Source organism: Mesorhizobium sp. M0018 (genome assembly GCF_040323955.1).
Taxonomy (GTDB): Bacteria; Pseudomonadota; Alphaproteobacteria; order Rhizobiales; family Rhizobiaceae; genus Mesorhizobium.
In genome coordinates this window covers 64,336-85,501 of record NZ_JAMYVL010000009.1, presented here as the reverse complement: position 1 = coordinate 85,501, position 21,166 = coordinate 64,336, and the positions used below count along the sequence as shown (strand labels likewise).

The window sequence follows — 21,166 nt, the reverse complement described above, 5'->3', positions numbered from 1 at the left end:
GGTGAAAACCGCCGCCACAGGCTTGGGAGGCTTAGAGAGCCGCGGTCCAGCCCTTGTAATCCTTCAAATTGTCGGCCGTGATCAGCTTCGGGTCGAGCAGCACCGTCGGCTCGGCCGGCTTCTTGCCGGCAAGCAGGTCAGCCGCCATCGTCAGCGACTGGCCGGCCATCACATAGGGATCCTGCGAAGCCGAGGCCTTGATCATCGACGTGCCGGAGGCGAGTTCCTTCTCGATATCGGGTGCACCGTCGACCGCGGTGAAGATGAACTCCGAGCGGTTGAGCTGCTTGGCCGCAAGCTGGGCGCCGATCGCCGTCGGATCGTTGATGGCGAAGACCGCGTCGACCTTGTCGAAACGCGTCAGCAGCGACTGGAACACTTTCAGGCCGCCGTCACGCGAGCCTTCGGCGTTCTGGTCGTCGGAAAGGATCTTGATGTCGGGGTGCTTTGCCAGCACGTCCTTGCAGCCCTTGACCCGCTCCAGGATCGACGACGAGGCCGGGCCATTGAGGATGACATAGTCGCCCTTGCCGCCGGTATGATCGACCAGATACTGGCACGCCTCTTCGCCGGCCTTGACGTTGTTGGTCATCACGGTGACGTCGGCGCCCGGCGCCGAAACGTCGAAAGCGGCAACGACGATGCCGGCCGCCTGCGCCTTCTTCACCGCCGGCGCGATCGCCTTGGCATCGACTGCGTTGAGCATGATGACGTCGACACCGGCAGCGATGAAGGAATCGACCTGCGATACCTGCTTGTTGAGATCGTAGTCGGCCGATACCGAGGTCACCTGCACATTCGGGTTGATCTTCTTGGCCGCGTCCTCGATGCCCTTGATGGTGGCGACGAAGAACGGGTTGCCGAGCAGTCCGACCGAGATGCCGACCTTGTTCAGATCCTTTGCCGATGCCGGCGCGATGACGGCGGCCGCAAGGGCGACGCCGCAGAGCAGTTTAGCGATGGTCTTCATTGTTTTGTTTTCCTCCTGATGCCCCGCGCCTCTCACGGTGCGTTACACATGAAACCGGCTCGTTGGATGCCGGCGACTAAGGGCCATCACGTTCTTGCTCCTGCCTGAAGCCGGTAACGGTCGAGGGCGACCGCCACGATGATGACCAATCCCTTGATGATGTACTGCCAGATGTCCGAAACACCGGCGAGGATGAGCCCGTTGGACAGCACGGCGATGATCAGGCCGCCGATCAGCGTGCCCCAGATCGAGCCGACACCGCCGACGAAACTGGTGCCGCCGAGGATGACTGCGGCAATGGCGTCGAGTTCGTAGGACTGGCCGAGCTGAAGCCCGTTGGCGGCATAGAGCCGGGCCGCCGACATGGCGCCGCCAAGGCCGGCCAGAAGGCCGGAAACGCCGTAGACGAAGAGCAGCACCAGCGGCACCTTGATGCCGGTCAGCCTGGCGGCCTCGGCGTTGCCGCCGACGGCGTAGATCCAGGTGCCGAGCACGGTGCGCTTGAGCACCAGCCAGGACAGGACGACGACCGCCAGCGCGATGATTACCAGCCACGGAATGCCGAACAGCGAACCGTTGCCGATGAAGTCGAACGGCAGGTCCGCGTTGAACACCGTCGTGTCCTGGCCGAGCAGGCGGGCGACGCCGCGCACGGCGGTCAGCGATCCCAGCGTGACGATGAAGGGCGGCAGCTTGATATAGGCGATCAGCAGCCCGTTGATGACGCCGAAACCGAGCCCGACGAGAATGGCCGCGGGCACCCCCAGCAGTCCCCAATCGGGCACCAGCGACACCATCACTGCCACCATCGCCGAGGCGGCAAGGATCGAGCCGACGGACAGGTCGATGCCGCCGGTCAGGATGACGAAGGTCATGCCGGCGGCCAGCACGATGTTGATCGACGATTGCTGCATGACGATCAGCAGATTGGTCTGGGTGAAAAAGCGCGGATTGATGAACTGGAAGCCGACCGCCAGCAGGATCAGGATCGGCAGCATGCCGAGTGCGGCGATGGCGGTACGCCACCTCGTGCGCCTGCCGACCGCCCGGTCGTCCGCTTTCATCGTGTCGGCCACCTTGTCGGTCATCGCTGAGCCGCTCCTGTTGCAAGTTCCATGATCGCTTCCTGCCGCAGCGGCTCGCCCTCCGACGCCGTCACCTCGCCGGCAATGGTGCCGTCGCGCATCACCAGCACGCGGTCGGCGATGCCGATCACCTCCGGCAGTTCGCTGGAGATCATCAGGATGGCGATGCCTTTCTTGGCCAGGTTGTCGATCAGCCGATAGATTTCCGACTTGGCCCCGACATCGACGCCGCGGGTCGGCTCATCGAGGATGACGACCTGCGGCTCGGTTTCCAGCAGGCGGGCGAGCAGCACCTTCTGCTGGTTGCCGCCCGACAGCGAGCCGGCATTGGCCTGCACCGAGCTGGTGCGGATGGAAAGGTCTGACACCGCCTTGGCGGCGCGCTTTTCGGCAGCCGTGAAGTCGCGCAAACCGCCGGCCTTCGCGTCCTTTGCCAGCACGCCCATGCTGATATTGTCGGAGATCGACATGTCGAGAAACAGGCCAAGTTGCTTGCGGTCCTCGGTCAGGTAGGCGATGCCGGCATCGAGCGCCTCGCTCGGCGAACCGATGGATATCGGTTTGCCGCCGAGCTCCAGCATGCCTGATGTGTGCCTGTCGGCGCCGAAGATCAGCCGTGCCAGTTCGGTGCGGCCCGAGCCGACCAGGCCGGCCAGTGCCAGCACCTCGCCCTTGTGGAGGTCGAAGGAACAATTCTTTATGAGATTGCCGTCCGACATGCCGCGCACCGACAGCGCGATGGCGCGCTTGCTGTCCGGCGGACGGTGATCCTTCTTGTAGAACGTCGACAGATCGCGCCCGACCATCATCGATACCAGGCGCGAGGCGTTCAGGTCGGCGCGGTCGAGCGTGCCGACATAGCCGCTGTCGCGTAGCACGCTGACGCGGTCGGCGAGCTGGTAGACCTCTTCCATGCGGTGGCTGATGTAGATGATGGCGATGCCTTGCGACTTCAGCGTCGCGATCACCTCGAACAGCCGGTCGGTCTCACGCGAGGTCAGCGACGTGGTCGGCTCGTCCATGACGATGATGCGCGCATTGGTCGACAGCGCGCGGGCGATTTCCACCAGCTGTCGCTCGCCGAGCGACAGGCTTGCGACCGGAGTGCGCGCCGAGAAGGTCACGCCGAGCCGCGCGATGATCTCGCTGGCGCGCCGATTGCACTGCTCGCGGTCGACAACGCCGAACCGTCGCGGCTCGTTGCCGAGAAAAATGTTCTGCGCTACCGACAGATTAGGCGCCAGCGACAGCTCCTGATAGATGACCGCAATGCCGGCGGCGCGCGCCTTGATCGGGTCGCCAGTCGCGGCCGGCACGCCGTCGATCAGGATTTCGCCGCCGGGGTCCGGCCGGTAGGCGCCGGACAGCACCTTCATCAGCGTCGACTTGCCGGCACCGTTTTCGCCCATCAGCGCGTGCAGCTCGCCGGCGTGAACGGTCAGCGACACATCGTGCAAGGCGCGGATCGCAGCGAACGTCTTGGAGATGTGGCGCATCTCCAGCACCGGCTGGCGCACCGTCTCGATCCGGGCGGCGGCGCTCATCGCGCACCTCCTGCAGCTGCGCTGGCCACAGCCCGGTCGGCGGCAAGGCCGCGCCAGTCGTTGCGATAGCCGGCAAGGCCGCTGAAACTTGCCGCATGCACCGCCTCCGGCGCTTCGGTGGCAAACTCGCGTCCGACGCTTTCGAAGGCAAGTGCGGCAGCACCGGTGGCGCTGCCCTCCAGCGTTGCGCCCTGCAGGAAAGCCTGCCCGGGCCGCAACTGCGCCAGCAACGCGGCAAGCAGCCCGCCATTGTTCAGGCCGCCGTCGACGATCACTGTGTTGTCCGAATGGATCAACTCGAGGCACAGATCGACCATCAGCGCGACATAGAGCAGCGCCATGGCCGCGCGTTCCTCGGCATTGGGCGTACGCCCGACCAGTTCGCCGCGGCGGTGCGGCATCGGGCCGCCGGGCGCGAAGCTCGGCAGCGCCATAATGCCGGCGTCGATCACCCGTTGTATCGATGACGGCGCGATTGCGCCCTGCCAGCCAGCGCTGATCGTGGCGAATTCGCGCCCACCCATGAAGCGGACGGTTGGCACCGGGCCGCCATCGACATCGACATTGACCAGCATGTCGCGCTCGCCGTCGAGTGCGTCGAGCGGGCAGTCGGGATTGAGCACGACCACCCAGGTGCCGGTCGAGACCACGGTCACCGGCCCGAGCTGCTGCCGGCGGTAGGCATGGAGCGCGGCATTGCTGTCGTGGACGCCATTATGGATGGCGACTGGCTTCGCGGCCTGGCCGAAGCGCTGCTCGCCGATCACCGCGCCGGCGCGCTCGAAGGCGGGCATCTGGCCGCGCCAGCCCTCGGCATCGACCAGCGAGCTGAAATCGCGTTTGCGCGGCGCCCATAAATGCGAGTGGCAGCCAAGATACGACACTTCCGATACCGGCCGGCCGCCAAACCGCCAGCTCCAATATTGGGGGTAGCCGAGGATCGATTTCGCTGCGGCGAAGGCACCGGGCTCCACCTCCTTCAGCCACAACATGTGGCGGCCGTAGTTGAAGCCAAGCGGCAGGCGCGGCGAAAAGGTCTCGGCAAAATCCGGAATGCGGCGGTCGATCTGCGCGGCGATTTCAGCTGGCGGTTCCTGCTCGTAATCGAGGATCGGATGCGTCAGCACGGCTTCGTCGACCAACGCGAAGGTGCAGCCATGGCCGGATACCATCAGCCCTTCCACGCCATGCATGTCGACTGCATTATCGATGGCGCGAGCCGCCCAGTCGTGCAGCGCTGGCTCGTTGAGCACGCTGAAGCCGCCTTTGCGGATCCAGCTCGGCTGGCTGCGGCGCTCGTCGAGGATCTGTCCGTCCTGGCCGAAGACGAACAGCTTCGAATTGGTCTTGCCGAAATCGAGGACGGCGATGTTCACTGGGCGCCTCCCGAGGAAGCCGCGATCCGCACCATGACGCCGGCATCTTCGAGCATGCGGGCATCTGTCTCGGACAGGCCGTCATCGGTGACCAGCGTGCCGATCCGCGACAGCGGCAGTGCCACATTGCGCGCGTGGATCGACAATTTTCGGCTGTCGGCCAGCACGACGATCTGGTCGGCGCAGAGGCTGAGCTCGACGATCGAGCGGACCAGCAGCGGGTGCGATTCCAGAAGGCCTTCCTGGCCGATGCCTTGCGCGCCGAGAAAGAACTTCGAGGCGTAGAACGGCACCGTCTGCGTCAGCGAATGGATGATGCCCGGCTCGCGGTGCAGTTCGCCGCCGGCGACGGTGAGGCTGCAATGGCCGTGGTCGCTGAGATAGGCCGCGAGCGGCATCGAGTTGGTGTAGAGCCGGATGTTGCGGTCGGCGAGCTTGACGCCGAGATGGAAGCAGGTCGAACCGCCATGCACGATGACCGCGTCGCCGTCGCGCACCATGGTGGCGGCGAGAGCGGCGATCTGCCGCTTGGCCTCGACGGCGAGGTCGCGGTTCTCGTCATAGGGCCTGGCATAGGCGACGCCGGCTTGCGAAGCGCCATCGAGCGCCGAGATGCCGCCATAGACCTTGCGCGCTTCGCCGGCCTCGTCGATCTTGTCGATGTCGCGCCGCACCGTCGCCGCCGATACGCCAAGCCGCTCCTGCAGCTCGCGCACCGATGCGAAAGGCCGGTCCCGCAAAAGCTCGACAATCTGACGCTGGCGGCCGGAGTCGCTCAACCCTTACCTCCCAATGCGCTTGCCTCCCAAGCATTTTGCACGGCATTGCCGTTTTGCATGGCAATTGGTGCAACTTACTCAACGGCCCTCGGATTGCAAGCCTGATTTGACGCGATAACATCACTGTTGACGTAACTTACTCGCATCTGCGATACCAGCATGGGTCTTCGTCCCGGCACCGGGACGTCCAAAGCCGTGGCCACGCGGCCGGATTGTAGAGGAATTTCGATGACGATCAGTGCGGATGCGCAGGAACTGGCAGCGCTGCGGTCGCTTTCGGCCGCCATCGGCAGCGACCCGCATCTGACCCAGGCCGCCGGCGGCAACACCTCGCTGAAAGCCGGCGACACGCTCTGGATCAAGGCCTCCGGCACCTGGCTGAAGGACGCGCTCATCGCCGACATCATGGTGCCGGTCGGCATCCCGCCACTGCTCGACGCCATCGAACGGCGCGACCCGGCCGCCGAACAGCCGCAGGCCTTCACTGTCGACGCCCTCAACGCGCGCGGCTTGCGCCCGTCGATCGAGACCACCGTGCATGCGCTGATGCCGCAGCGCATCGTTCTGCATGTTCACTGCGTCGAGACCATTTCGCTGGCCGTGCAGGCCGACTGCGAGGCCGAGGCGGCCAGGCGGCTTGACGGCCATCAATGGGCGTATATTCCCTATCGCCGGCCGGGACTGCCGCTCGCGCAGGGTATCGCCGAGCGCCTTCGGCCAGGCGTGGATATCCTGATCCTCGGCAATCACGGCCTGGTCGTTGCAGCCGAGACCGTCGCCGCGGCCGACATGCTGCTGCGGCGCGTGACACGACTGTTGGCGCGGCCGCCGCGCCAGGTGGCGGAACCGGACATCGCGGCATTGACGGCGCGCGCCGGCGACAGCGACTACAGATTGCCGGCGGACGTTGAGGCGCATGCGGTGGCGATCGACCCCGAAAGCTGCCGCATGGCTTCGGGTGGCAGCCTCTACCCCGACCACGTCATCTTTCTCGGCGAAGGCTCGGTCGTGGCGAGACCGGACGAGGGTGTGAAGCGCGTCATCGAGCGCTGCGGCGCCGCACCCGTGGCGATCCTGTTTCCTGGACTCGGCGTGCTGATGCGCGGCGACGCCGGCGCCGGTGCCGACGCCATGCAGCGCTGCCTTTCCGACGTGACGGCGCGGATCGATGTCGCGGCGAAGCTGAATTATCTGACAGCGGCGGAGAATGACGAACTGATCAACTGGGACGCCGAAAAATATCGCCAGAAGCTCAATGCCGGAGGCAGCTGACATGCCGCGTTCGTCTGGTCCGCTTGCCATCGGCATCGACATCGGCACATCCGGCGCGCGCGCCGTCGCCATGCGTCCGGATTTTTCCATTGCCGCGCATTCCGCTATTGCCCTCGAGCGATTTGGGCCGAACGGCCGTGACCCCGCAATATGGTGGGAGGCGGTCGGCGCGACGTTGGCGGAACTGCTCAAATGTATCGATCGCGCGGCAGTGCGCTCGATCGCCGTCGACGGTACGTCGGGCACGCTGCTGCCGGTCGACGGCGCCGGGCGGCCGCTGGCCGAACCGCTGATGTACAACGACAAGGTCGCTGACGACACTCTCCTGACAGCAATAGCCGGCGCGGCACCGGCAACGAGCGCTGCACTCGGGGCGACCTCCGGTCTCGCCAAGGCGCTGTCTTTCCAGCACCTGCCCGGCGTCGCCACTGTGCTGCACCAGGCAGACTGGATCGCCGGACAGTTTTCCGGCCGCTTCGATGTCAGCGACGAGAACAACGCCCTGAAGACCGGCTACGACGTCGAGGCCCGGCGCTGGCCGGACTGGATCGCGGCGACCGGCATGCGCATGGAATTCCTGCCCCGCGTCGTGCGGCCGGGCGGTGTCACGGGCACGCTCACCGCCAGCGCCGCGAAAATGTTCGGCCTGCCGCGTGACGTGGCCGTGGTCGCCGGCACCACCGATGGCTGTGCGTCGTTCCTGGCGACCGGCGCGAGTGCCGCGGGCGACGGCGTCACCGCGCTCGGCTCGTCGCTGACCATCAAGATCCTCTGCGACCGGCCGATCTCGGCGCCGCAATTCGGCATCTACAGCCATCGGCTGGGAGACATCTATCTGGCGGGCGGCGCCTCGAACTCCGGCGGCAAGGTGCTGGCCCAGCATTTCCCCGTCGCCCGCATTGTCGAACTCAGCAAAAAAATCGACCCGGCGACGAAGACCGGCCTCGATTATTACCCGCTGCCAGCGCCAGGCGAACGCTTCCCCATAGCCGATCCGGCGCTGTCGCCGTGCCTCGAGCCGCGGCCCGCCGACGATGCCGACTATCTGAAAGCGATGTTCGAGGGTATTGCGGCGATCGAAGCGCTCGGCTATCGCCGGCTTGCCGAACTCGGCGCCCCCCGGCTGACATCGGTCAGGAGCGTCGGCGGCGGTGCGGCCAATCCGGCCTGGACAGCGATCCGGCAGCGCAAGCTTGGCGTCGCTCTCGTGCCGGCTCTTTCGGAGGAGGCCGCTGCCGGCACGGCGCGGCTGGCGCTGATGGGCGCAAGCGCAGCGGGGCTTTTATGACGGCCAAGGCAATTCAACACCTCGACGGCATCGCCGCGCTGACCGACCGCTATCAGGTGTTCCTGCTCGACCAATTTGGTGTGCTGCACGACGGCACCAGCGCCTATCCAGGTGCTGTCGAAGCGTTGTCGGCACTCAAGCGCGCCGGCAAGACCATCGTACTGATCTCGAATTCCGGCAAGCGGGCGCAACCCAATGAGCACCGCCTGCTGAAGCTCGGCTTCGAACCGGGAAGCTGGGACCACTTTGTCTCCTCCGGCGAGGTGGCGTGGCGCTCCTTCCACCAAATGGCAGCCTCCGGAGCCCTGCGCCCGCAGACAAAATGCCTGCTGATCCGCCGCGACAATGACCGTTCGGCTGTCGACGGCCTGCCCTTCGTCCTGGCCAAGGACGGCGACGATGCCGAACTGGTGCTGATTTCCGCCAGCGAGGGCGATCGCTACGACCTCGACCATTATCGCCGGCTTCTTGGTCCGGCGGCGGCGCGGCGGGTGCCATGCTTCTGCACCAATCCCGACAAGATCATGCTGACTGCCGTCGGCCCTCGCTTCGGCGCCGGCCGGCTCGCCGATCTCTATGAGAGCCTCGGCGGCAGCGTGTCGCGCATTGGCAAGCCCAATCCGCAGATATTCGAGGCAGCGCTGGCACTGGCGGGCCACCCGGAGCGCGACAGCGTGGTCTGCGTCGGCGACAGCGTCGAGCACGACATCGCCGGCGGCAACGGCGTCGGTGTCGCGACGACGCTGGTCCTGTCGGGCATATTGGCGGGGGCGCCTGACCTGGAGGACGTTTTCGCCACGCTGAACGCCCGTCCCGACTACATCGCGGATAGCTTCAGGTTTCGCTGAGGCGAGACAAAGCTAATCCAGGTTGAAACGCCCGATCACCGGCACATGGTCCGAGGGCCGTTCCCAGCCGCGCGCCGGCCGCAGGATTTCATAGCCGGCAAAATGCGGCACCAGGTTTGGCGACGACCAGACATGGTCGAGGCGGCGGCCGCGATTTGAGGCCTGCCAATCCTGGGCGCGATAGCTCCACCAGGTGTAGAGTTTCTCCTCGTAAGGCACATTGAGCCGCATCAGGTCGATCCAGTCGCCGGCGAGCCGCATTGCCTCGAAGTTTTCCGTCTCGACCGGCGTATGGCTGACGACATTGAGGAGCTGCTTGTGCGACCAGACATCGTGCTCGAGCGGCGCGATGTTGAGGTCGCCGACCAGGATCGAGCCGGAGTGCTCGTCATGCTCGGCCCGCACGGCGTTCATCTCGGCAACGAAATCGAGCTTGTGCTTGAACTTGCGGTTGACGGCCGGGTCGGGCTCGTCGCCGCCGGCCGGAACGTAGAAATTGTGCAGCAGGATCGTTTTGCCGCCGGCGTTGACGGTGACCGACAGATGCCGGCTGTCGTCGATCTCGCAGAAGCGGCGCTTTTCGACCACCTCGATCGGCCGCCGCGCTATGGTGGCAACGCCGTGATAGCCCTTCTGGCCATGGAAGGCGATGTGCTCGTAGCCGAGCTTGCGGAACGCCTTCTCCGGAAACAATTCGTCCGGAACCTTGGTTTCCTGCAGGCAGAGCACGTCCGGCGCCTGCTCGACCAGCAGGCGCTCGACGATCGGCATGCGCAGCCGGACGGAGTTGATGTTCCAGGTAGCGACGGAAAACGGCATGTGGGGTTCCGGACAACGCAATATCCGCCGGATGGCTCCGACGGAAGTCAATCGCGGAAACTACTGCCAGCCGCGCACCGCAAAAACAAGCCGCCCGCACCAACGCGGAAAAACCATCCCGCAGCAGTAGGAAGTTACCGCGTCTTGGTGTTCAGCTCGCGGTTCGCCGTATAGTCGATGGCGAAGGTGTCGGGGGCGAAGCTGACGCCCTCCTTGGTGTTGAAGATCATCACCGTCGTGTCCTTGCCTTGCGCATCGGTGATGGTCCACTGCCGCAATTCATAAGATTTCGGATCGAACATCATGGTGATCTTCGAATTGCCGAACACCGATTTGTCGGCAAGCTGGATGGTGGTGAGATCGTCCTCTTCCTTGACGCTTCTGACGCGCCCGCCCGACAGATCGATCTTGTCGTCGAGCAGCAGCTTCAGCGGCGTCTTCGACAGCGGATAGAGGTCGGAGGTCCGCAGCTTCTTGTTGAGGATGACCACCGACTTGCCATCGGAAATCACTCTGAAATTCGAGGCGCCGTCGTAATTGAAGCGGATCTTGCCCGGCCGTTCCAGAAAGAACTTGCCGCCGGTCTGCTCGCCCTTGGGTCCGAACTGCACGAACTCGCCGCTCATCGATTTGACCGAGGAGAAATGATCGGCGATCTTCTGCGCCGTCGCCGGAACCGCTGCTTGCGCCGACGCCAGCAACTGGACGCCGGGCACGAGGTTGGCGGCCGCCGCACCGGCCAGGACCAGGCCGAGGCCGAGCACCTGCCGGCGGGTTGGGGCGAAATCCCTGCTTGGGGCGAGAGTTGCGTTTTTCATGCCGGTCACCATCATCTGATTGCTTGCTCGTTATATTGGTCTGGCCCCCCAGTTGGGCTTAAGTTTGGCGGCCGCACGGCGCCCGTCGTTGCAACGCGCCAAAAGGTTCAAAGTTGCCGGCGCGGACGCGCTCTAGAACTTGTCGTCCTCCGTCGGCACCAGGATTTCGCGTTTTCCGGCATGGTTGGCCGGGCCGACAATGCCTTCCTTCTCCATCTTCTCGATGATCGAGGCGGCGCGATTGTAGCCGATGCCGAGCCGGCGCTGGATGTAGCTGGTCGAGGCCTTGCCGTCGCGCAGCACCACCGCGACCGCCTGGTCGTAGGGATCGTCGGAATCCTCGAAATTACCGCCGTCGCCGCCGCCACTGCCTTTGCCCGTCGGCTCATCGTCATCCTTGTCGTCGTCCTCGGTGATGGCGTCGAGATATTCCGGCACGCCCTGCAATTTCAGATGCGCGACAATCTTCTCCACCTCGTCGTCGGAGACGAAGGGACCGTGCACGCGCTGGATGCGGCCGCCGCCGGCCATGTAGAGCATGTCGCCCATGCCGAGCAGCTGTTCGGCGCCCTGCTCGCCCAGGATGGTGCGGCTGTCGATCTTCGATGTCACCTGGAAGGAGATGCGGGTCGGGAAATTCGCCTTGATGGTGCCGGTGATGACGTCGACCGACGGCCGCTGCGTCGCCATGATGACATGGATGCCGGCGGCGCGCGCCATCTGCGCCAGGCGCTGCACCGCGCCTTCGATGTCCTTGCCGGCGACCATCATCAAATCGGCCATCTCGTCGATGATGACGACGATGTAGGGCATCGGCTCGAGGTCGAGGTTCTCCGTCTCGTAGATCGCCTCGCCGGTTTGGCGGTCGAAGCCGGTCTGCACGGTGCGCGAGATCCTTTCGCCCTTTTTCTCGGCCTGCTGCACGCGCGCGTTGAAGCCGTCGATGTTGCGGACGCCGACCTTGGACATCTTGCGGTAGCGGTCCTCCATCTCCCGCACGGTCCATTTCAGCGCCACCACCGCCTTCTTCGGATCGGTGACGACCGGCGTCAGAAGATGCGGAATGCCGTCATAGACCGAGAGCTCCAGCATCTTTGGATCGATCATGATCAGCCGGCAGTCCTGCGGCGTCAGCCGGTAGAGCAGCGACAGGATCATGGTGTTGATGGCGACGGACTTGCCCGAGCCGGTGGTGCCGGCGACCAACACGTGCGGCATCTTGGCGATGTCGACGATCACCGCCTCGCCATTGATGGTCTTGCCCAGCGCCAGCGCCAGCTTGGCCTTGGTGGTTTCGAAATCGCGGCTGGCCATGATCTCGCGCAAATAGACCGTCTCGCGCCTGGCGTTCGGCAATTCGATGCCGATCGCGTTGCGGCCGGGCACCACGGCGACACGGCAGGCGATGGCGCTCATCGAGCGGGCGATGTCGTCGGACAGGCCGATGACCCGCGACGATTTGATGCCGGGCGCCGGTTCCAGCTCGTAGAGCGTGACGACCGGACCCGGACGCACATGGATGATTTCGCCCTTGACGCCGAAATCCTCCAGCACGCCCTCAAGCAGGCGGGCGTTCTGCTCCAGCGCATCCTTGGACAGGCTGGCGTCGCGCACCACGTTCTTTGGTTCCGACAGGAAGTGCAGCGACGGCATCTCGAATTTTTCCGAGCCGATCAGCGAAGTCTGCGCCTCGCGCTGGACGCGGGCGCCGGGGGCCGGCCGCGGCGCCGGCGCCTCGACGCGTGTCGCCGCGTCGGAACGGAAGTTCTGCACCCTGGCCGTTGGCGCGGCGCGGCGCTGGCCGGCCGGCTCGGGCGCGAAATCCATGTCGTCGTCATTGTCGTCGTTATCGAAGACGTCGGCATCGTCAGGGTCGATCGAGGCACTGCGGTCGTTGACCATGGCGGCGAAGAATTCCGGCTCGACGCGGGCGCGCCCGCCCGGGCTCATCCGCGCCTCGGCGAACTCGGCCGATTCGACCCGTTCGGCCGCCCGCCGCCAGGCGCTGGGGCGCGGTTCCATCTCCGGCTCGAAATCGTCGCGCTCGCGCCGGCGCGCGGCGCGGCGGCGCAGATAGGCCCGCAGCGACAGCCACCAGTGGGTGATGGCGCCAAGCGCCAATATACCTTCGTCGCCCTCGTCCTCTTCATTGTCGAAAAGCAGGTCGTCCTGCGGATCGGGCACTGCGGGCTGTTCGAGGACGGCAAAGCCGTTCTTGCGCGAAATCAGCGCCGAGCCATACAAGAATACCCACAGCGCCGGCGCTGCCAGGAGCACGGCGAGCACGCTGGCGACGAGGCCGGTCGGATAGCCGCCGATGACCAGGCCCGGGATATTGAGCACCATGTCGCCGAAGACGCCGCCGAGGCCGGTCGGCAGCGGCCAGGTCTTGGGCGGCACCACGCAGCCGGCAATTGCCGCGCCAAGCAGCGAAAACCCGAACCAGGCCAGTGCCCGTTTCGGCAGCCGGTCGACGCCGCGCGCGGTAAACAGCAGAAATCCCCAGATCACCGCCGGCACCAGCGCCGCAACGGCGGCAAGTCCGAAGAACTGCATGGCAATGTCGGAAAAGACGGCGCCGGCATAACCCATTGCATTGGTGACGATATTGTCGGTGGCGTGCGAAAAGCTCGGATCGGCGACGTTCCAGGTGGCAAGGGCGGCGACGCCGAAACCAACCAGAGCAAACAGCCCGGCACCGACCAGCCGCCCGACCTGGCGCCTCGCGAACGACCGGATGCCGTGCTCCGTATCGGCCAGCGCAAGCGGTGCTGAAGCCCCTGAACGCATGCTTTTCCTCGTCTGTCGTTGCCCGGCCGGGCGCGGACGCGCAACACGGCAGATTCGGCTGTCAGACTAGCGGCGGGAAGGTTAAGGGCGCATTAACCATGGGCATTCTGCGTCACCGGAACGGGCGACCGCCACCACAGTTCGGAGCGTTGCGGCCGCTGTTTCACGCCGCCGGCGGATCGAGCCACCTTGATCAAGCGATTGTATGATCGAGCCATAACGGCCGCCTGCACACAAAAAAGAGGCCCGGAAGGTTTCCGGGCCTCAAGGCGTGAGCCCTTTCGGGAGCATCACGACGGGATCTTCCCGGCACCGGCAAAACGCCGGTGCCAGCCAATAAACCTCACGGCACCACTTCGCCGTGCTGGCTGATGTCGAGGCCTTCGACCTCTTCCTGGGTGGAAGGACGCAGGCCGACCAGCGCCTTGACGATATAGAGGATCACGAAGCTCGCGATCGCCGTCCACAGGATGGTGAAGACGATACCGTAGAGCTGCTTGCCGACAGAGGCACCCGAGCCAAGGCTGTTGATCGCCGGATCGGCGAGCACGCCGGTCAGCAATGCACCGATGATGCCGCCGATGCCGTGCACGCCGAATGCATCGAGCGAGTCGTCATAGCCGAACGCGTGCTTGAGCTTGACGGCCGAGACGTAGCAGAGCACGCCGGCGACGATGCCGACGATGAAGGCGCCGGTCGGATTGACGAAACCGGAAGCCGGCGTCACCGCGACCAGGCCGGCGACGGCGCCCGAGATGATGCCAAGCACGCTCGGCTTCTTGGCGACGATCCATTCGGCGAACATCCAGGCGAGCGCCGCGGCGGCAGCGGCAACCTGGGTGTTCAGCATCGCGGCACCGGCAAGGCCGTCGGCGGCCAGTTCCGAGCCGGCGTTGAAGCCGAACCAGCCGACCCACAGCAGCGAAGCGCCGATGACGGAGTAGACGAGGTTGTGCGGCGCCATGTTGGTGGTGCCGTAGCCTTCACGTTTGCCGAGAACCAGCGCGCAGACCAGGCCGGCAACACCGGCATTGATGTGAACGACCGTGCCGCCGGCGAAATCGAGAACGCCGGCTGTGCCGAGGAAGCCGCCGCCCCACACCCAGTGCGCGATCGGGGCGTAGACCACCAGCAGCCACGCGCCCATGAAGATGAGCAGCGCCGAGAACTTCATGCGTTCGGCGAAGGCGCCGGCAATCAGCGCCGGCGTGATGATGGCGAAGGTCATCTGGAACATCGAGAAGACGAACTCAGGAATGTTCGCCACGCCCGGCAGCCACAGCGAGGAGGTGGTGATGCCGTTGTGGAAGAACTTCGAGAAGCCGCCGAGATAGGCATTCATGCCGCCGCCATCCGAGAAGGCCAGCGAGTAGCCGAACATGAACCACAGCACCGTCACCAGGCAGGTGATGGCAAAGCTCTGCATGATGGTGGCGAGCACGTTCTTCTTGCGCACCATGCCGCCATAAAACAGCGCCAGGCCCGGTACGGTCATCATCAGCACCAGCGCCGTCGAGGTCAGCATCCAGGCTGTGTTGCCGGTGTCGAGCGCGGGTGCAGGGGCAGCCGGTGCCGCCGGTGCCGCTTCCTGCGCGAACGCAGCAACCGTGCCCAGTGCAGCGAGAGCGAGCGAACCTAAAACGGCCGCGCGTCCCGTTATCTTCAAGGTGGAAGGAATATTCATTGAACTCTCCATTGGAATACGTATCCGCAGCTCAAAGCGCGTCGGTGTCTGTTTCGCCGGTGCGAATGCGCACCGCCTGGTCGATGCCGAAAACGAAGATCTTGCCGTCGCCGATCTGGCCGGTCTTGGCCGCCGCGGTGATGGCTTCGACGGCCTTGTCGACCATGTCGACAGCGACCGCGACTTCGATCTTGATCTTCGGCAGGAAGCTGACCGCGTATTCCGCCCCGCGATAGATTTCCGTGTGACCCTTCTGACGTCCGTAGCCTTTTACTTCGGTGACGGTCAGGCCCTGGATGCCGACTGCGGTGAGCGCCTCGCGCACCTCGTCGAGCTTGAACGGCTTTATGATTGCCATCACGATCTTCATAAGGTTTCACCCTTTGCTGTTGCGGGTCCCCGCGTTTGCACGACTTCGCCGATCCCCATGAGAGCCGGAGAGTGCCCGCTAGGATTCAAGCTCCGTGCCAATTGCCGAAGCAGGGTGTTAAGCTGTTGTTAAACAACGAAATCGAGAAGGTCTGGCAGCTGCCTGTTCACAGGCGCGGCAGTGCATATGCTTAAAAAATAGGCAAATTTCAAAAAATGCCTACTCCGCAGGCGGCCGCTTCAGCCGGATGAGTCCTTCTTGGGCAACCGAGGCGATCAAGGTGCCGTCGCGAGCAAACAGCGAGCCGCGGGTAAAGCCACGCGATCCTTGCGTCGACGGACTGTCTTGCGTGTACAGCATCCAGTCGTCGAGCGGATGGCTGCGGTGGAACCACATGGCGTGGTCGAGGCTGGCTGCCTGGATATCACGATCGAAAATGGCGCGGCCATGAGCAAAGGTCGAGGTGTCGAGCAGCGTCATATCCGAGAGGTAAGCGAGCACGGCCGCCTGCGTGGCGCGGTCGGCCGGCACCGGGCCGGTGGTGCGGATCCAGATGTTCTGCTTCGGCTCGAGCTTTTCCCGGCTGGTATAATGCTTCAGCATCACCGGCTTCATCTCGATCGGCCGGTCGCGCTCCCAATAGCGCTTGATGCCGTCGGGCACGGCTTCGCCGAACTTGCCCAGCAATTCGCGCTGCGACAGCAACGTGTCGGGCGCCGGCACGTCCTGCGGCATCGGCACCTGATGTTCCAGGCCGACCTCATCCTGCTGGAACGAGGCTTCCAGCGAAAAGATCGCCTGGCCGTGCTGGATCGCCACGACGCGGCGCGTGGTGAAGGAGCCGCCGTCACGGATGCGGTCGACCTCGTAGATGATAGGCACCTTGGTGTCGCCCGGCCGCATGAAATAGCCATGCAGCGAATGCACGTGGCGCTCGGGCTCGACCGTTCGCTGCGCGGCGACCAGCGCCTGGGCGATGGTCTGGCCGCCGAAGATGCGCTGCCAATCGAGCTTGGGGCTGCGACCACGATACAGGTTGTGTTCCAGCTGCTCGAGGTCGAGAATGCCGAGAAGCTCGTCCATGGCTGCCGTCATCTTGACCTCGCCGCAAAATTACCATGGCGGTTTCCGACAGGAACAGCGGGCAGTCAAGGGCGGAATGCCCGGCGACAGTCAGGCTGCGAAAGGAATTGCCATGGTCGACAGCAAGAATTCGCTCGACGTTCTGGTCGCCGGCGCCGGTTATGTCGGCCTAGCCGCCGCCGTGTCGCTGAAGCAGGCGCGGCCGAGCCTCGCCGTCGCCGTCGTCGATGCAGCACCCGCCAGGGTCTGGCAGAAGGACGGCCGCGCCTCGGCGATTGCCGCCGCCGCGTGCCGCATGCTCGACCAGCTCGGCGTCTGGAACGAGATCGCGCCGGGGGCGCAGGCGATCACCGAAATGATCGTCACCGATTCGCGCACATCCGATCCGGTCCGCCCGGTGTTCCTCACCTTCGACGGCGAGGTCGCGCCCGGCGAACCCTTTGCGCATATGGTCGCCAACAAGGATTTGAACGGCGCCTTGCGCCGGCGCGCCGAACAACTCGGCATCGGCATCATCGAAGGCGTCGCCGTCAGCGCCTTCGACATCAACGGCGCCGGCATCACCGTGCATCTTGCCGACGGCGCGACGCTGAAGGCGCGGCTGCTGGTTGCCGCCGACGGCGTCAATTCGAAGCTGCGCGACATGGCCGGCATCAAGACGGTGAAATGGGAGTATGGCCAGTCCGGCATCGTCTGCACGGTGGCGCACGAGCGGCCGCACAACGGCCGCGCCGAAGAGCATTTCCTCCCCGCAGGCCCGTTTGCCACGCTGCCACTCAAGCCGGGCAAGGACGGCACCAACCGCTCGTCGATCGTCTGGGTCGAACGGTCGCAGGATGCCGAGAAACTGGTCAGTGGCGACACGCTGGTCCTGGAATATGAGCTCGAGCAGCGCTTTGGCCTGAAACTCGGCGAAATCCATCTCGCCGACAAGCCGCGTGCCTGGCCGCTCGGGCTGATCATTGCGCGCGCCTTCGTCGCGCCGCGCATCGCCTTGGCCGGCGACGCCGCCCACGGCATCCACCCGATCGCCGGCCAGGGTCTCAATCTCGGCTTCAAGGACGTGGCGGCGCTGGCCGAAGTGGTGGTCGAGGCCGACCGGCTCGGCCAGGACATCGGCGCGCTCGACGTGCTCGAGCGCTACCAGCAATGGCGGCGTTTCGACACGGTGCAGATGGGCATCACCACCGATGTGCTGAACCGGATGTTTTCCAACGATTTCGGCCCGCTGCGCACTTTGCGCGACATCGGCCTCGGCCTCGTCGAGCGCATGCCCCCGCTGAAGGGGTTTTTCATCCGCCAGGCGTCGGGTCTGTCCGGCGACACGCCGAAATTGTTGAAGGGCGAGGCGATCTAAACAGGCCCTGAAGCTTCCCCAACTTCGTCATCCCTGGGCGTAGCGACGCGAAGCGGAGAGAAGACCCAGGATGACGAAGCGATCAGGCGTCTCGGCTTGATCGCCATGCGGTCTGCCGAATTTCCGTGTCAGGGAACTTAGTTGACCTCGAAGCCCAGCTTCTGGCGCAGCCGCAGCATGCGCTGGTCGGGAATCTGCAGGTTTTGTCCGCCGGCTTCCGCCGCACGGCTGACCATCCGCAGCAGATCGCTCCTTTCGGCCGCGTCGAGCCGTTCGCGCAGGAACGGTGCCAGCTTGTCGATTACGACCGTGGCGTCATCGATTTGCGATGCCGCCCATTTGGCGTAGATCACCGCTTCATCGGTCTGTTTTTTGTCGGCAATCTCCGAGATCACCGATCGAATGGCAGCTTCGCGTTGCGGCAGCACAGGACCATGTTCGGAAACGATGGCGGTGATCAGCGTCGCGGCGGCGACGACGGGATCGTCGATCGCCGTCAGCGGCGAGAGCGCCGCCTGCTTGCGTAGTTTCTTGCGGCGGACGTTGCCCTGGACGCGGCCAACCACGTCGGCAACCTCACGCGCCGCGTCGTTCATGGTCTTCAGCCGGTACCACCAGAACGCCGCCGCCCCCAGCAGGCCGATTGCAGCAATCAATATATGCATGCCCAAGATCCCCCAATCTCGGGCGACGATAGGAGAAGTATTGCTTCGCTTCAACACGCAAAAGTTGCGCCGATTGAAGAAAACGACAGCCTGCGCCAGTCGTTGGTCGCCACCGCTCCGCGGAGGAACTTATCGAGACATCTCTATGACCCGGGCACCTTGTAGATCGCCCGCACCTCGATCGTGCCGATTTCGGCGAGCGGAATCTCGCCCGCGATCCCCAGCGCCTCGTCGAGGCTCTCGGCCTCGATCATGACGAAACCGAGCAACTGCTCCTTGGTTTCGGCGAAGGGGCCGTCGGTGACCAGCCGCTTGCCCTTGCGCCTGCGAACGGTTTTCGAGGTTTTCACCGATTGCAGCGCCTGCGCGATGATCAGCATCCCGCGTTGGTCCAATGACCGGTCATGGGCCATCGAATCGGCGTCGAGCTTGGCCAGCCTCTCGGGGGTCATTGCGTAGAGATCTTTTTCTTCACCATAGACCAGGCAAACATACTTCATTTTTATCTCCATTCCTGGCTTGAAGCCGAAGACGAGGCTACGGAAATCTCCGCGGAGCCCTTGCCTGCCGCAGAATCGAGACCGGCCGCAGCATAGTCGAGAAGAGATACCGCAATCCCAATGATGGCAATCGCCGCAAGCAGTCGGCCGAAGCCGGAAGGCTGCAGGCGCGACCAGTCGGCTTGTTGTTCACCGGCCCTGTGGCCGGTGCTTGTCCAGTGAGCAGAAAACAGATTGTTCATGTGGTCCTCCATCCGGCCACCAAGTCCATGGCCGCCCGCAGGACGGCCGGGACAGATGGAAGTCGACATTTTTGCACGCATATTTTTTTCGAATTTTTTTCGCTCGACATGATGTGTCACGCCGCCGCCGATACGAAAGCGTGGGTGGCCTTCGCTCCCGCGCGCGCTATAGTCGACTGGATGCCGATCACGGGCTCAGCCACGACAATCAAGGAGGAATTGATGGACCGCACCGCCAACGCCGTTTGGAAAGGCAGTTTCAAGGAAGGCAAGGGCACACTCGAAACCCAGAGCGGGGTGCTGAAGGGCACACCCTATTCGGCCAAGACGCGTTTCGAGGATGAAAGCGGCAAATCCGGCACAAACCCGGAAGAGCTGATCGCCGCCGCCCATGCCGGCTGCTACGCCATGCAGCTTTCGCATTTTCTCGCCGAGAACGGCACTCCGGCTGCCGAGCTCGACGCCAAGGCCGTGGTAACGCTGGTCCCCGGCACCGGCATCACCGGCAGCGCGATCACGCTGGTCGGCAAGGTACCGGGCATTGATGCCGCCAAGTTCAAGGAATTGGCCGAGAAGGCCAAGGCCGAATGCCCGGTCTCGAAAGCGCTCGGCGCCATCAAAGTATCGCTCGACGCCAGGCTCGGGTGAGAGCTGGTCTGCGAAGCGGGCGATCCTTCGCGCCCCCTCTCGAATGATTATTGGCTTTTTTCGCCAACGAGCGCGTCGAGGCGGGCGCGCAATGCCGCGACCTCCTCCTCGAGGGCCCGCACGCGCATTTCCATATCCGACGCCGGCGAGGACGACTGCAGGGGTGCTGCGGCAGCCGACAGCTGCGGCGGCCCGCTGAGCAGATGGACGTAGCGATCCTCGCGCTGGCCTGGGCCGCGATCGATCTGCTGCACCAGCGGTGGCCGGCGGCCGATCAGCAGATCGAGATTGCCGCGAAGCTCGTCGATCGACGGCAGCCGCGCCATGCGCTCGCTTCGCGCCAGCAATTCATAGGCCGTCTGCGGGCCGCGCAGCAGCAACAGGCCGAGCAGCGCGATCTGCGCCGAGGTCAGGGAAAAGCGCTGCGCCACGATATGCTCGTAGCGCTCGACGCGCGACGCGAACACTTGCCTGACGAGGCCCTTCTGCTCCAGCTGGCCAAGCGCCCGCCTGACCTCGGCAAGCTCGACCGACATTACCGGCTCGCGCGCCGTCTTCTGGTTGGCCGCCGCATGTGCCGCATTGAGCGTCAGCGGATAGACGTCCGGCGTCAGCTCCTTCTTCTCGATCAGGCAGCCGAGCACGCGGGCTTCGATGGGAGAGAGGATGGGAAGGTCGGAATCGGTCATAAGTTTGCTATCCTTTCGAACTCGGCGGGACAGCGCCCCCCTCTGTCCTGCCGGACATCTCCCCCTCTAGTGGGGAGATTGGCTGTCATCACCGCTTCGCCACCTTTCAAGGCTGCAGAAAGGGCGCTGTCCTCCAAGCTGCTAATCTCCCCCCTTGAGGGCAGAGCAATCGCATTTGGATTCTTACGAAGATGGACCCCCACCCTAACCCTCCCCACAAGGGGGAGGGAACGCTGCCGCGCGCCCTTACTTCCCCTTTTGGCGCCGAAAGGCAGGCAATTTGCCGAGGTCAGCGCCAACGGAAGTCTCCCTCCCCCTTGTGGGGAGGGGTTAGGGGTG

General features: G+C 64.6%; 20 protein-coding genes. 5 read left to right on the top strand and 15 right to left on the bottom strand.

Annotation, left to right across the window (positions count from 1 at the left end):
• Positions 1–31: 31 nt before the first annotated feature.
• The 5 genes from NKJ81_RS14850 to NKJ81_RS14830 all read right to left on the bottom strand — a co-directional run bounded on the left by NKJ81_RS14850 (position 32) and on the right by NKJ81_RS14830 (position 5,754).
• On the bottom strand, positions 32–970 hold the full coding sequence (locus NKJ81_RS14850) for an ABC transporter substrate-binding protein (RefSeq protein WP_352540851.1): 939 nt from the start codon (positions 968–970) through the stop codon (positions 32–34).
• An 86-nt stretch (positions 971–1,056) separates the two neighbouring features.
• Positions 1,057–2,034 (bottom strand): ABC transporter permease subunit, encoded by a 978-nt coding sequence (locus tag NKJ81_RS14845; RefSeq protein WP_502904289.1) that lies wholly within the window; start codon positions 2,032–2,034, stop codon positions 1,057–1,059.
• A gap of 20 nt (positions 2,035–2,054) precedes the next feature.
• The gene (locus tag NKJ81_RS14840) at positions 2,055–3,599 is read right to left on the bottom strand and encodes a sugar ABC transporter ATP-binding protein (protein ID WP_352540849.1); all 1,545 of its coding nucleotides are present in this window, start codon (positions 3,597–3,599) and stop codon (positions 2,055–2,057) included.
• Positions 3,596–4,975, bottom strand: coding sequence for an FGGY-family carbohydrate kinase (locus tag NKJ81_RS14835; protein ID WP_352540848.1), 1,380 nt, complete (start codon positions 4,973–4,975; stop codon positions 3,596–3,598). Before NKJ81_RS14835 ends, NKJ81_RS14840 begins: the two co-directional genes overlap by 4 nt.
• The gene (locus NKJ81_RS14830) at positions 4,972–5,754 is read right to left on the bottom strand and encodes a DeoR/GlpR family DNA-binding transcription regulator (RefSeq protein ID WP_023680486.1); all 783 of its coding nucleotides are present in this window, start codon (positions 5,752–5,754) and stop codon (positions 4,972–4,974) included. Before NKJ81_RS14830 ends, NKJ81_RS14835 begins: the two co-directional genes overlap by 4 nt.
• Before the next feature lie 228 nt (positions 5,755–5,982).
• Here NKJ81_RS14830 and NKJ81_RS14825 point away from each other — a divergent pair, with 228 nt between their 5' ends.
• The 3 genes from NKJ81_RS14825 to NKJ81_RS14815 are packed head-to-tail and all read left to right on the top strand — an operon-like array spanning position 5,983 to position 9,162.
• Entirely contained in the window at positions 5,983–7,026 is a 1,044-nt protein-coding gene (locus NKJ81_RS14825; RefSeq protein ID WP_352540847.1) for a class II aldolase/adducin family protein, read from the top strand.
• Position 7,027: 1 nt separating this feature from the next.
• Entirely contained in the window at positions 7,028–8,314 is a 1,287-nt protein-coding gene (locus NKJ81_RS14820) for an FGGY-family carbohydrate kinase (protein ID WP_352540846.1), read from the top strand.
• A complete protein-coding gene (locus NKJ81_RS14815; protein WP_352540845.1) occupies positions 8,311–9,162 on the top strand; it encodes a TIGR01459 family HAD-type hydrolase in 852 nt (283 codons plus the stop codon). Before NKJ81_RS14820 ends, NKJ81_RS14815 begins: the two co-directional genes overlap by 4 nt.
• A gap of 12 nt (positions 9,163–9,174) precedes the next feature.
• Here the strand turns inward: NKJ81_RS14815 and NKJ81_RS14810 are convergent, their stop codons facing one another.
• From NKJ81_RS14810 to tesB, 6 genes are all read right to left on the bottom strand, one after another.
• Complete coding sequence (locus tag NKJ81_RS14810; RefSeq protein WP_352450145.1) at positions 9,175–9,981, bottom strand: exodeoxyribonuclease III; 807 nt, start codon at positions 9,979–9,981, stop codon at positions 9,175–9,177.
• Positions 9,982–10,115: 134 nt separating this feature from the next.
• Positions 10,116–10,799 (bottom strand): outer membrane lipoprotein carrier protein LolA, encoded by a 684-nt coding sequence (locus NKJ81_RS14805; RefSeq protein WP_352470783.1) that lies wholly within the window; start codon positions 10,797–10,799, stop codon positions 10,116–10,118.
• A gap of 132 nt (positions 10,800–10,931) precedes the next feature.
• Entirely contained in the window at positions 10,932–13,589 is a 2,658-nt protein-coding gene (locus NKJ81_RS14800) for an FtsK/SpoIIIE family DNA translocase (protein ID WP_352540844.1), read from the bottom strand.
• 343 nt (positions 13,590–13,932) lie between these two features.
• A complete protein-coding gene (locus NKJ81_RS14795; RefSeq protein ID WP_352540949.1) occupies positions 13,933–15,255 on the bottom strand; it encodes an ammonium transporter in 1,323 nt (440 codons plus the stop codon).
• A gap of 49 nt (positions 15,256–15,304) precedes the next feature.
• The gene (locus NKJ81_RS14790; RefSeq protein WP_023679755.1) at positions 15,305–15,643 is read right to left on the bottom strand and encodes a P-II family nitrogen regulator; all 339 of its coding nucleotides are present in this window, start codon (positions 15,641–15,643) and stop codon (positions 15,305–15,307) included.
• Positions 15,644–15,862: 219 nt separating this feature from the next.
• Positions 15,863–16,738 (bottom strand): acyl-CoA thioesterase II, encoded by an 876-nt coding sequence (gene tesB, locus NKJ81_RS14785; protein ID WP_031212697.1) that lies wholly within the window; start codon positions 16,736–16,738, stop codon positions 15,863–15,865.
• A gap of 100 nt (positions 16,739–16,838) precedes the next feature.
• Here tesB and NKJ81_RS14780 point away from each other — a divergent pair, with 100 nt between their 5' ends.
• On the top strand, positions 16,839–18,083 hold the full coding sequence (locus NKJ81_RS14780) for a ubiquinone biosynthesis hydroxylase (RefSeq protein WP_352540948.1): 1,245 nt from the start codon (positions 16,839–16,841) through the stop codon (positions 18,081–18,083).
• 137 nt (positions 18,084–18,220) lie between these two features.
• On the opposite strand, the gene NKJ81_RS14775 is transcribed toward NKJ81_RS14780, so the two are convergent.
• From NKJ81_RS14775 to NKJ81_RS14765, 3 genes are all read right to left on the bottom strand, one after another.
• A complete protein-coding gene (locus NKJ81_RS14775; protein ID WP_352540843.1) occupies positions 18,221–18,748 on the bottom strand; it encodes a hypothetical protein in 528 nt (175 codons plus the stop codon).
• 143 nt (positions 18,749–18,891) lie between these two features.
• A complete protein-coding gene (locus NKJ81_RS14770) occupies positions 18,892–19,248 on the bottom strand; it encodes a YciI family protein (RefSeq protein WP_352470787.1) in 357 nt (118 codons plus the stop codon).
• A 2-nt stretch (positions 19,249–19,250) separates the two neighbouring features.
• Positions 19,251–19,490 (bottom strand): hypothetical protein, encoded by a 240-nt coding sequence (locus tag NKJ81_RS14765; RefSeq protein ID WP_352450153.1) that lies wholly within the window; start codon positions 19,488–19,490, stop codon positions 19,251–19,253.
• Positions 19,491–19,712: 222 nt separating this feature from the next.
• Here NKJ81_RS14765 and NKJ81_RS14760 point away from each other — a divergent pair, with 222 nt between their 5' ends.
• On the top strand, positions 19,713–20,138 hold the full coding sequence (locus NKJ81_RS14760; RefSeq protein ID WP_352470788.1) for an OsmC family protein: 426 nt from the start codon (positions 19,713–19,715) through the stop codon (positions 20,136–20,138).
• Positions 20,139–20,185: 47 nt separating this feature from the next.
• Here the strand turns inward: NKJ81_RS14760 and NKJ81_RS14755 are convergent, their stop codons facing one another.
• A complete protein-coding gene (locus NKJ81_RS14755) occupies positions 20,186–20,827 on the bottom strand; it encodes a YceH family protein (protein WP_352470789.1) in 642 nt (213 codons plus the stop codon).
• Positions 20,828–21,166 lie beyond the last annotated feature (339 nt).